The following is a 9,359-nucleotide window of genomic DNA, read 5'->3' as shown; positions in this document are numbered from 1 at the left end:
TCCTTGGCCCGCGGGTCCGCCGCGGCCGAACCGCCACCCCCGCCGTCGTTGCCGCCGCCGCCGCCACCGCTCCCCGCGCAGCGCGCCACACCCGGCGCGAAGCCGTCGGTGCCGGTCTTGACGTACTTGTCCGGCACCCACCAGCCGTCGGTCGTGTAGTCCCAGACCTCGCTGCCGTGCTTCGCCTGGCACTTGATCGGGACCATCTGGCCCGCCTTATAGGCGTCGTATTTGTGGCCCGGCGCGTTCGCGTCCTGGCCGATCTTCTTGCGGCCGTTGATGGCGACCTTGGCCGGGAATGACTTCGGCCCGATCGCGGAATTGATTTCGTCGCCGTCGAGCGCCGCTTCCTCCGCGTCGTCGGTGGCCGCGTTCCCCGGAGCGTTCTCGGCCATTACCGCGCCGCTCGTGATGATTTCGGTTGTCTCCGGCGCGGCCGCCAAGCCGTCGTCGGACGACCCGCAGGCGCTGAGCGTCAGCACGCTCGCCGCCGCGATGGCCGCCGCCACCACGTTGATGGTCTTCACCCTGTGTCTCCCTCGTGTGATTCGGATCAGCCCGGGCCGTTCGGGGCGGCGCCGGGGCATGGCCCTACGATGGGCTGCCGCGGGGGTTGTCCGGTAGCCGCTTACGCGCTCTGACAAGCCCTTACAACAGATCTGACAGGGGGTCGGTGATCGTGCCTGAACAAGCTGCTGACAGGGATACTCGCCGGTATCTGATCGCGGGTTTCGCCTCGGAGCTAAGAGATCTGCGGGAGGCGGTGGGGACCCCGTCGTTCCGCAAGATGGCCGGATCGTCGGGGGTGATCTCGCACACGACGCTGCACGAGGCCGCGGGCGGCAGCCGATTCCCGTCGTGGGAGACGACTCGCGAGTTCGTCCGGGTATGCGGGGGCGACGAACGGGAATGGCGGACCAAATGGGTCACGGTGAAAACCGAGTTATCGCCTGACGAAGCCATTGTGCCACTGCGCGAGGAAGTCACGCGAGTGGTGAATGAGGTCACGGTCAAACGGACTTGGTGGACGCGCGGGAAAATCGCGATCGCCGCCGGGATCGTCGTCGCGGCGCTCGTCGCGGGATTCGCGGTCTACCACTTCGGCAAGACGCCATACGATCCGCTGTATTCCGGGGACTTCAGCCGGTTCATCACCGACGTGACCGTGCCCGACGGCGCGGAGGTCGTGGTCAACGAGACCTTCACCAAGATCTGGGAGATCGAGAACGGCGGAACGGTGCTGTGGCAGGGCCGGCACATGCGCCGGGAGAACTCCGTCGGCGGCTGTCAGGCCCCGGAGCGCGTGCCGATCGGCACCACACCGCCAGGCGACCGGGTCAAGATCACCGCGATCGTGATCGCCGGGTCGGAGCCCGGGATCTGCAAGGTCGACTACAAGATGGTCGACGCGGAGAACCAGGTGACGCTGCCGGGTTCGCGGCCGATCTTCTTCATCGTCAACGTCGTCACGAAACTGTCCGGCCCGCAGCCCGCGCACATGGCGCCGACGACCGCGAACCCCGCCGCCCCGTGACCTACGCCAACGGGAGCGCGACCTCCAGCTCCCGCAAAGCCGGATCGTGCGGGTGCGCGTCGTCGCGACCCGTCGGGACAAACCCGAGCCTGCGGTAGAAACGCAACGCCCGATCGTTGCCCTCCACCGCCCACGCGGTGACCCGCCCGGCCCGCCGCCCACGCGCCCAGTCGATCACCGCCCGCACCACGACCTCGCCCGCCCCGGTGCCACGCAGGTTTGGACGCGCCCAGACGGAGATCAGTTCCACGTCATCGGAATCCGGTGTCCCACCCGCGATCGCGACCGGCTCGCCGTCGAGCCTGCCGAGGAAGACCCCGCAGCTCTCGGGCCAGGAGCGCCACCGCTCCTCGTCGTAGGCGAGTTCGCGCTCAAGGGTCGCGCCGAAAGCCGAAGGACTGTCGGCGAGCGCGGCGACTCGGATGGCCCGGAGGTCGGTCCAGTCGTCGGCCGTGGCCTGTCGTACCTCGATCTCGCGCATTCGTGCAGCGTTTCCGACGCCGCGGGCGGCCCGCAACACGATTTCCCGGCCTTGCCCCCGCCCGTATGGTCGCGATCAGGACGGACGCGTTGCGTGGTCACCCCGACGCTGTCCTGCTCGCCACGCTCGACGGCAGGCGCCCGCACGGCTACGGGCTCGACGCCCTCGCCGCCAAGCGCGCCGCCTGGCGCGAGTTCATCTCGACCATCGCGACCGTCCTCGAACCCGTGACCTAAGTGTCCTGCGCCGGTGGTGTGTCCACCGACGTCGTGACACGATCGCGGGGTGACCACCGCGCTCCTCTACCTCGTCGTGATGATGCTCGTCGCGGCGGTGGTGTTCCTGCTCGTCTCCGTCGTCTTCGGCCGCGGCGAGGAACTGCCCGCCCTGCCGCCCGGCGCCTCGCCGACCCGCCTGCCCGCTGACGGCGTCACCGGCGACGACCTGCGGGCCGTGCGCTTCCAGCTGGTGCTGCGCGGCTACAAGATGACCGAGGTCGACTGGGTCCTGCGCCGTGTCGGCGACGAACTCGACGACCTGCGGGCCCGGGTGGCCGAACTCGAAGCCCAACGGCAGGCGGACAGCGACGCGTGATCATCGCGGTCACCGAGGAGGTCGACGTCGCCGCACCGGCCGAGGCCGCCTGGGCGGCGATCACCGACTGGGCCCGTCAGGGCGAGTGGATGCTCGGCACCCGCGTCGACGTGACCGCGGGCGACGGCAGGAGCGCGGGCTCACGGCTCTCGGCGTTCACCGGTGTCGGCCCCCTCGGGTTCACTGACACCATGGACATCACCGCCTGGGACCCGCCCACCCGCTGCGCGGTCCTGCACACGGGCAAGGTCGTCCGCGGGACCGGGCTGTTCGAGGTCCGCCCGCGCGGCGCCGAGTCGACGTTCGTCTGGCACGAGCGCCTCGAAGCCGGGCCGGTGATCGGCCTCGGCTGGAAGGTCGTCGGACCCGCGTTCCGCGCGGGCATCCGCTACTCGCTGCGCCGCTTCGCGCGATTCGCGGAGTCACGATGACCGACCGCGTCCGCTGTCCCTGGGGCGACAGCACCCCCGACTATGCCGAATACCACGACACCGAATGGGGCGTCCCCCTGCGCGGCCGCGACGAGCTCTTCGAGCGGATCAGCCTGGAGGCCTTCCAGTCCGGTCTCTCGTGGATCACCATCCTGCGCAAGCGCGAGGGCTTCCGCGCCGCGTTCGAGGGCTTCGTCCCGGAGAAGGTCGCCGCGTTCACCGAGGCGGACGTCGAGCGGCTGATGGCCGACGCGTCGATCGTGCGCAACCGGATGAAGATCGACGCCACCATCCGCAACGCCCGCGCGATCCTCGACCTCGACCCCCCGCTCGACGACCTGCTGTGGTCCTTCGCCCCGACCGCCGACCGCCCGAGACCAGCCACCCTCGCCGACGTCCCCGCCGTCACGGCGGAGTCGAAGGCGATGGCGAAGGACCTCAAGCGGCGCGGCTTCGCGTTCGTCGGCCCGACCACCTGCTACGCGTTGATGCAGGCCACGGGCATGGTCGACGACCACATCGAGACCTGCTGGCGCGCTACCAGCGCATCGTGACGGGATCGCGTCCGTGCAGGTACTTACAACTTCCGTCTCGATCCGACCGCTGGTCAAGTCAGGAACCTGGCCAAGGCGTTCGGGTGCGCGCGTGTCGTGTTCAACGACGGGCTTCGTGCGCGGAACGACGCCCATGCCGCCGGTCTGCCGTATCCGAAGGCCGGGGATCTGTCCAAGCTACTGATCACCGAGGCGAAGCGGACGCCAGAGCGATCATGGCTGGGCGAGGTCTCGGCTGTGGTACTTCAGCAGGCGCTGCGTGATCTGGACATCGCGTACAAGAACCTGTTCGAATCCCGCTCCGGGAAGCGCCTGGGACAACGGATGGCCGAGCCGCGGTTCAAGTCGCGCAAGGACAACCGGCACACGATCAGGTTCACTGCCAACGCCCGCTGGAGGATTACTTCGGGCAGACGACTTGCTTTGCCGAAGATAGGCGAGGTTGCCGTGCGCTGGTCGCGTGATTCGCCAACCGAACCGAGTTCGGTGACGGTTGTCCTGGACGCCTCGGGCCGGTATTTCGCGAGCTTTGCGATCGAGACCGATTCGGAGGCCGACCTTGAGCGATTCCCGGATGCCGAGCACGCCGAAATCGGGATCGACCTGGGGCTTGTGCATTTTGCGACATTGAATGACCGAAGTTCCTGCGTCGAGAAGAGAGGAAGCTCGCCAAGCTCCAGAAGGCCCTGGCACGGAAGCAGCAGGGCAGTATTAACCGCGCCAAGAATGTACGGAAGATCGCCAAACAACATGTCCGGGTGGCTGACTGCCGTCGGGATTTTCACCATAAGCTCTCCACCAAGTTGATCCGCGATAGCCAAGCGGTCTACGTGGAGGACCTGTGCGTGAAAGGACTCGCCCGGACTCGAGTGGCCAAGTCGATCCACGACGCCGGGCTGACCTCGTTCGTCAAGATGCTCGAATCAAGGCTGCCAGGCACGGGCGGTACTTCTGCAAGATGGACCGGTTCACTCCGACCTCGCAGGTGTGTTCATCTTGTGGGGTTAAGGATGGACCCAAACCGCTCTCAACCCGGGAATGGACGTGCGCTGAATGCGGCGCACGCCACGACCGAGACGTGAACGCCGCAATCAACGTGCTCGCCCAGGGACGCTGGGAGAGGCTAATGGCTGTGGAGCGCAGGTAAGACCAGGACTCGTCCAGGCGCAGCGCCGTGAAGCAGCAACCCGCCGAGGCGACCCGACGAGCGTGTACCCCGCGCCGCCGGGCGCGGTAGGAGTCTCCGCCCAACCGGGCGGAGAGGATGTCAATTCCCGGTGAAGTTCGGCTTGCGCTTGGCCACGAAGGCATCGACGGCTTCCTTGTGGTCGCTGGTCGCGCCCGCCTCGGCCTGGGTGCGGCCCTCGACGGCGAGCCCCTCGGCCAGCGGCCCGCCTGCCGACGCGAGCATCGCTTCCTTGATCTTCGCGTAAGCCGTCGTCGGACCGGCGGCCATGGTCTCGGCGAGGGCCTGCGCGGTGCTCAGCACGTCCTCGGGCGCCACGACCTGGGTGACCATGCCGATCCGCAGCGCCTCCTCGGCGTCGACCGGCTTGGCGAGCAGCATCATCTCCATGGCCCGGCCGTAGCCGATCAGCCTGGGCAGCGTCCACGCCGCGCCCGAGTCGGCGGTCAGGCCGACGTTGGCGAAAGCCATCAGGAACTTCGCAGTCGATGCGGTGATCCGCAGGTCGCAGGCGTAGGCGAAGGACGCGCCCGCGCCCGCGGCCATGCCGTTGACCGCGGCGATGATCGGCTTGGGCAGCCCGGTGATCGCCGAGACGATCGGGTTGTAGTGCTTGTCCACAGTCGACAGCGGCGCCGGGTCCCCGGCGGCCAACAGCGCCATGTGCTCCTTGAGGTCCTGGCCCGCGCAGAACGCCTTGCCCGCGCCGGTCAGGACGACCGCGCGCACCGAGTCGTCGGCCGCGGCGTCCTCCAGGGCGGCGAGCAGGTCTTCCTTGAGTTCGACGGTCAGCGAGTTGAACGCGTCCGGGCGGTTCAGGGTGAGCGTCCGAACACCGGCCTGGTCCTCGATCAACAACGGCTTCGACACAGCCCCTACCTTCCTGCGGATTAAGCGGTGGACCTCTGCTTACCACCTCGGGTCAGGCAGTCGTCGAGGAACTTTGTCACAGCGGGAGCAAGACGGGCGGTGTGCCGGTCGAAGAACTCCGCCGCCGCGCGGCCCGGCCAGTCCTCCGGCAGCAGGTCGGCGGGCAGTCCCGGGTCGCGGAAGAGGAACTTGCGCCACGAGTGCAGCAGCCGCTGTGACGCGGCGAACGCCTCCGCGGGCGCCGAGCCGTCGACCGCGGCCATCACCGGCTCCCACATCGCGACGAACCCCGTGTAGTCCGCGCCCAGTTCGTCAAGGTCCCACGCGGTGGCGGCCAACTCGGCGTCGGCGCCGTCGTGAGGGCCGTGGAAGACCCGCGCGGGCACGTCGGCCAGCACGTCGGCCAGTTCCGGCGACGGCCGCGGCGCCACCCAGGTCGCCGGGCCCAGCGGGCCGTAGCCGAGTAGCCGCAGCGACGACGCGAGCCGCTCCCGCGCGACCCGGCCGGGCAGTTCCTCCAGCACGACGACGTGCCAGCGTCCGTCCCAAGTGGATGGGCCGGTGCGGTAGATGCGGGCAGCGGCCTCGTCGAGCCTGCGTTCCGCGCGCGGGGTCAGGGCGTAGCCGGGGCCCTCGGGCAGCCGGACCGGGACCAGCCAGCCCTGTCGCACCATGCGGGACACGGCGGTCCGGATCGCGGGCGCGCCGAAGTCCAGCGGCTCGAGGAGCCGGACCAGGGCGGCGATGGCCGCGGCGCCCCCGCGCCTCCGCAGGTAACCGCCGTAGACGTCGAATAGGGCCGAACGTGCGCGCACGACGACGGAGTCTGTCAGTCCGCCGGGGCGGTGCGCCACCTGGCTTGCAGGCCATCGTGGCCGGTCACCCGACACGCGATGATCGGTTCGATTTCACCGGTGAGACCGGATAGGGGAGAATGTCACCGACTCGGCCGATTCATTTGGTCGGGTGGGCGAGCTATGACGGAGGGAGCACGCTATGGCGGCCATGAATCCCCGGACCGGAGACGGTCCCCTCGAGGTGACTAAGGAGGGTCGGGGCATCGTGATGCGCGTCCCACTGGAGGGCGGTGGACGCCTCGTGGTCGAGATGACGCCCGAGGAGGCCAGCGACCTGGGCGACGCGCTCAAGGTCGCCGCGGGCTGATCTGTCCTGATTCACCAACCCTGAGCCCTACCCACTGCACGGAGGAATGCTTGTCCACGCCGGTGCCGACCTTGCCGACGACGCTGCCCGACGTGGAGGTGACCGCGAGCCCCCGCAAGGGGGTGCCGCTCGTAGTGCTCAGCCGCACGTCGGCGGACGGTCCGCCGCGATTCGGCCCCGGCGGGGACAGGCTGCCCGAGGCGTGGGCCGACCTGGTGGCGTTCACCGGGGCGGTGGGGGAGGCCCAAGCCGGTCCGGTCGACTCCGGGGTGCGCTGGGTGCTCGGCCTGGGGGACGGCGAGTCGGCGCAGTGGCGTTCGGCGGGCGCTGCCCTGGTCCGGGCGGCCGAGGCCACATTGGACGGTGCGACGTCGGCCGCCGACCGCGGCCTGCAGGTCGAACTGCCCGAGGACGCGGGAACCGACGAGGTCGCGGAGTTCGTCCGCGGCGTCGTGCTGGGTGGCTACAAGTTCAAGGTGACCGCCGAGGAGCCCAAGCCGCGCGTGCGCGGCCTGCGGCTGGTGGTCCCCGACGGCGAGCGCCGCGCCGCGATCGACGCCGCGGCCAGACGGTCCGCCGTCTTGGCCGCGGCGACCTCGTTCGCCCGTGACCTCGCCAACGCGCCGTCCAACGTCAAGGACCCGGCGTGGCTGGCCAAGACCGCGGCCAAGGCGGCGGGCAAGGTCGCGGGCCTCGGCGCGGAGATCCGCGACGAGCGCTGGCTCGCGGCCAACGGCTTCGGCGGCGTCCTGGCCGTCGGCGGCGGCTCCGAGCGGCCGCCGCGGCTGCTGGAGCTGTCCTGGAACCCGAAGGGCGCGACCGGCCCGCACATCGTGCTGGTCGGCAAGGGCATCACCTTCGACACCGGCGGCATCTCGATCAAGCCCGCCGACGGCATGCACCTCATGCGCACGGACATGGCCGGCGGCGGCGCCGTCATCGCGGCGATGGTCGCGATCGGCACGCTCGGCCTGCCGGTGCGGGTCACCGGGCTGGTGCCGTGCGCGGAGAACCACGTGTCCGGCGCGGCGTACCGCCCCGGTGACGTGGTGCGCCACGTGGGCGGCACCACCAGCGAGATCACCAACACCGACGCCGAGGGCCGGCTGGTACTCGCCGACGCGCTGGCCCACGCGGTGCGTGCGCTGCACCCCACCGTGCTCGTCGACGTCGCCACTCTCACTGGGGCGATGAAGGTCGCGCTCGGGTTGCGCACCGGGGGGCTGTTCGCCTCCGACCAGGCGCTGGCGGAGCGGATCCAGACAGCCGGGGAGGAGACCGGCGAGGCGTGGTGGCCGATGCCGCTGGTCTGCGACCTGATGCCCGACGTGCGCTCGGAGATCGCCGACCTGCGGCAGGCCCCACCAGGCCCGGGCGGAATCGTCGCGGCGCTGTTCCTGCGGGAATTCACCGGCGGGCTGCCGTGGGCGCACCTGGACATCGCAGGGCCTGCCCGCGCCGAGCAGGCCTACGACGAGGTCAACCCGGGTGGCACCGGTTTCGCCACGCGCACCCTCGTTCAGCTCGCCCTGTCGTTCACCGGATAGGCTCCGCCGCGATGAGCGATTCGCCCGTATCCGAACCGCTGCCCGCTCCCGACGGCCCGGACCCCGACGGCAGGGTGGTGGTCACCGGCGGCTCGGGGTTCGTGGGCCGGGCCGTGGTCGCCGCGTTCGCCGCCCGTGGCCACGAAGTCACGGTGGTCGACCGCACACCCCACCCGGACCGCGCCGTGCGCAGCGTCGTCGGTGAGTTCACCGACGCGCGGGTGGCCGACGACGCACTGGACGGCGGCGACGTGGCAGGCGTGGTGCACCTGGCCGCGATCACGTCCGTGCTGCGGTCGATGGAGGACCCGGCGCGGACCTTCGACGCCAATGTCGCGGTCACCCAGGGCCTGCTGGAGGGCTGCCGCAGCCGCGGCGTCGGCCGCTTCGTCATGGCGTCGACCAACGCAGTGGTCGGCGACGTGGGGCACGCCCGAGTGGACGAGACGGTGCCACTGCGCCCGCTCACGCCCTACGGCGCGACCAAGGCGGCCTGCGAGATGCTGCTGTCCGGTTACGCCGGCGCCTACGGCATGGCCACCTGCGCGCTGCGCTTCACCAACATCTACGGGCCTGGTATGGGCCACAAAGACAGCTTTGTCCCGCGGATGATGCGTGCCGCGCTGGCGGGCGGGGGCGTGCAGGTCTATGGCGACGGCCTGCAGCGGCGAGACCTGGTGCACGTCGACGATGTGGTGGGCGCGGTCGTCGCCGCATGGCAGCGGCGCTTCACCGGCACGGCCATCATCGGGGCGGGCGAGTCGGTGACCGTCCTGGAGCTGATCGACGTGGTGCGCACCGTGACCGGGTGCGCGTTGCCCGCCGAGCACGTCGCCGCGAAGCCCGGCGAGATGCCGGCCGTCATCGTCGACGTCGGCCGCGCCGCCGAGCAGCTGGGCTACCGACCCTCGGTGTCCCTGGTGGACGGGTTGGCCACGGTGTGGAAGGACTTCGCCGCGCCACACGGACCCGACCAGGGACCGGACCGGTGACCGGGG

13 protein-coding genes and 2 pseudogenes are annotated in these 9,359 nt (G+C 70.3%); 11 read left to right on the top strand and 4 right to left on the bottom strand.

Going from position 1 to position 9,359, the window contains the following annotated elements; genetic code table 11:
* The coding region (locus ACRDSQ_RS03320; protein ID WP_431418638.1) for a hypothetical protein at nt 1-527 on the bottom strand (527 nt) is incomplete at its 3' end.
* A 152-nt stretch (nt 528-679) separates the two neighbouring features.
* Between ACRDSQ_RS03320 and ACRDSQ_RS03315 the strand changes: the two genes are divergently transcribed.
* Nucleotides 680-1,534, top strand: coding sequence for an NBR1-Ig-like domain-containing protein (locus tag ACRDSQ_RS03315; protein ID WP_431418637.1), 855 nt, complete (start codon nt 680-682; stop codon nt 1,532-1,534).
* A 1-nt stretch (nt 1,535) separates the two neighbouring features.
* On the opposite strand, the gene ACRDSQ_RS03310 is transcribed toward ACRDSQ_RS03315, so the two are convergent.
* Nucleotides 1,536-2,015 (bottom strand): N-acetyltransferase family protein, encoded by a 480-nt coding sequence (locus tag ACRDSQ_RS03310; protein WP_431418636.1) that lies wholly within the window; start codon nt 2,013-2,015, stop codon nt 1,536-1,538.
* A gap of 65 nt (nt 2,016-2,080) precedes the next feature.
* Between ACRDSQ_RS03310 and ACRDSQ_RS03305 the strand changes: the two genes are divergently transcribed.
* The 7 genes and pseudogenes from ACRDSQ_RS03305 (at nt 2,081) to ACRDSQ_RS03275 (ending at nt 4,741) form a co-directional block, all read left to right on the top strand.
* On the top strand, nt 2,081-2,251 hold the full coding sequence (locus ACRDSQ_RS03305) for a hypothetical protein (protein WP_431418635.1): 171 nt from the start codon (nt 2,081-2,083) through the stop codon (nt 2,249-2,251).
* A 49-nt stretch (nt 2,252-2,300) separates the two neighbouring features.
* Entirely contained in the window at nt 2,301-2,609 is a 309-nt protein-coding gene (locus tag ACRDSQ_RS03300) for a DivIVA domain-containing protein (protein ID WP_431418634.1), read from the top strand.
* Nucleotides 2,609-3,040 (top strand): SRPBCC family protein, encoded by a 432-nt coding sequence (locus tag ACRDSQ_RS03295; RefSeq protein WP_431418642.1) that lies wholly within the window; start codon nt 2,609-2,611, stop codon nt 3,038-3,040. The genes ACRDSQ_RS03300 and ACRDSQ_RS03295 overlap by 1 nt, the downstream gene beginning before the upstream one ends.
* On the top strand, nt 3,037-3,594 hold the full coding sequence (locus tag ACRDSQ_RS03290; RefSeq protein ID WP_431418632.1) for a DNA-3-methyladenine glycosylase I: 558 nt from the start codon (nt 3,037-3,039) through the stop codon (nt 3,592-3,594). Before ACRDSQ_RS03295 ends, ACRDSQ_RS03290 begins: the two co-directional genes overlap by 4 nt.
* Nucleotides 3,595-3,660: 66 nt before the next feature.
* Nucleotides 3,661-4,170, top strand: a pseudogene (locus ACRDSQ_RS03285) (RNA-guided endonuclease InsQ/TnpB family protein); the annotation flags it as partial.
* Nucleotides 4,171-4,238: 68 nt separating this feature from the next.
* A pseudogene (locus ACRDSQ_RS03280) lies at nt 4,239-4,397 on the top strand (RNA-guided endonuclease TnpB family protein); the annotation flags it as partial.
* 155 nt (nt 4,398-4,552) lie between these two features.
* Complete coding sequence (locus ACRDSQ_RS03275) at nt 4,553-4,741, top strand: zinc ribbon domain-containing protein (RefSeq protein WP_431418629.1); 189 nt, start codon at nt 4,553-4,555, stop codon at nt 4,739-4,741.
* A 120-nt stretch (nt 4,742-4,861) separates the two neighbouring features.
* Here ACRDSQ_RS03275 and ACRDSQ_RS03270 read toward each other — a convergent pair whose 3' ends face one another.
* Both ACRDSQ_RS03270 and ACRDSQ_RS03265 read right to left on the bottom strand, forming a co-directional pair.
* Nucleotides 4,862-5,650 carry an enoyl-CoA hydratase-related protein gene (locus tag ACRDSQ_RS03270; RefSeq protein WP_431418627.1) on the bottom strand — a complete coding sequence of 263 codons (789 nt, stop codon included), beginning with the start codon at nt 5,648-5,650 and terminating at the stop codon, nt 4,862-4,864.
* A 20-nt stretch (nt 5,651-5,670) separates the two neighbouring features.
* Nucleotides 5,671-6,465, bottom strand: coding sequence for a PaaX family transcriptional regulator (locus ACRDSQ_RS03265; RefSeq protein WP_431418625.1), 795 nt, complete (start codon nt 6,463-6,465; stop codon nt 5,671-5,673).
* Nucleotides 6,466-6,646: 181 nt separating this feature from the next.
* Between ACRDSQ_RS03265 and ACRDSQ_RS03260 the strand changes: the two genes are divergently transcribed.
* Genes ACRDSQ_RS03260 through ACRDSQ_RS03250 form a run of 3 tightly spaced genes read left to right on the top strand, consistent with a single transcriptional unit; the run spans nt 6,647 to nt 9,353 of the window.
* A complete protein-coding gene (locus ACRDSQ_RS03260; RefSeq protein WP_431418622.1) occupies nt 6,647-6,814 on the top strand; it encodes a DUF3117 domain-containing protein in 168 nt (55 codons plus the stop codon).
* Between the two features lie 50 nt (nt 6,815-6,864).
* Nucleotides 6,865-8,361 carry a leucyl aminopeptidase family protein gene (locus ACRDSQ_RS03255; RefSeq protein WP_431418620.1) on the top strand — a complete coding sequence of 499 codons (1,497 nt, stop codon included), beginning with the start codon at nt 6,865-6,867 and terminating at the stop codon, nt 8,359-8,361.
* Complete coding sequence (locus ACRDSQ_RS03250; RefSeq protein WP_431418640.1) at nt 8,358-9,353, top strand: NAD-dependent epimerase/dehydratase family protein; 996 nt, start codon at nt 8,358-8,360, stop codon at nt 9,351-9,353. Before ACRDSQ_RS03255 ends, ACRDSQ_RS03250 begins: the two co-directional genes overlap by 4 nt.
* The last annotated feature ends 6 nt before the right edge of the window (nt 9,354-9,359 follow it).

It is taken from the genome of Actinokineospora sp. (assembly GCF_050699995.1).
In the GTDB taxonomy this organism is placed as follows: Bacteria; Actinomycetota; Actinomycetes; order Mycobacteriales; family Pseudonocardiaceae; genus Actinokineospora.
Note: the sequence above shows the minus strand (reverse complement) of the source record. Positions and strands in the feature narration are given on the sequence as shown.

Coding starts and splice junctions, on each gene's coding strand:
- ACRDSQ_RS03310 (WP_431418636.1), bottom strand. CDS start 2,015: ATGCGCGAGATCGAGGTACGACAGGCCACGGCCGACGACTGGACCGAC.
- ACRDSQ_RS03305 (WP_431418635.1), top strand. CDS start 2,081: ATGGTCGCGATCAGGACGGACGCGTTGCGTGGTCACCCCGACGCTGTC.
- ACRDSQ_RS03290 (WP_431418632.1), top strand. CDS start 3,037: ATGACCGACCGCGTCCGCTGTCCCTGGGGCGACAGCACCCCCGACTAT.
- ACRDSQ_RS03275 (WP_431418629.1), top strand. CDS start 4,553: ATGGACCGGTTCACTCCGACCTCGCAGGTGTGTTCATCTTGTGGGGTT.
- ACRDSQ_RS03260 (WP_431418622.1), top strand. CDS start 6,647: ATGGCGGCCATGAATCCCCGGACCGGAGACGGTCCCCTCGAGGTGACT.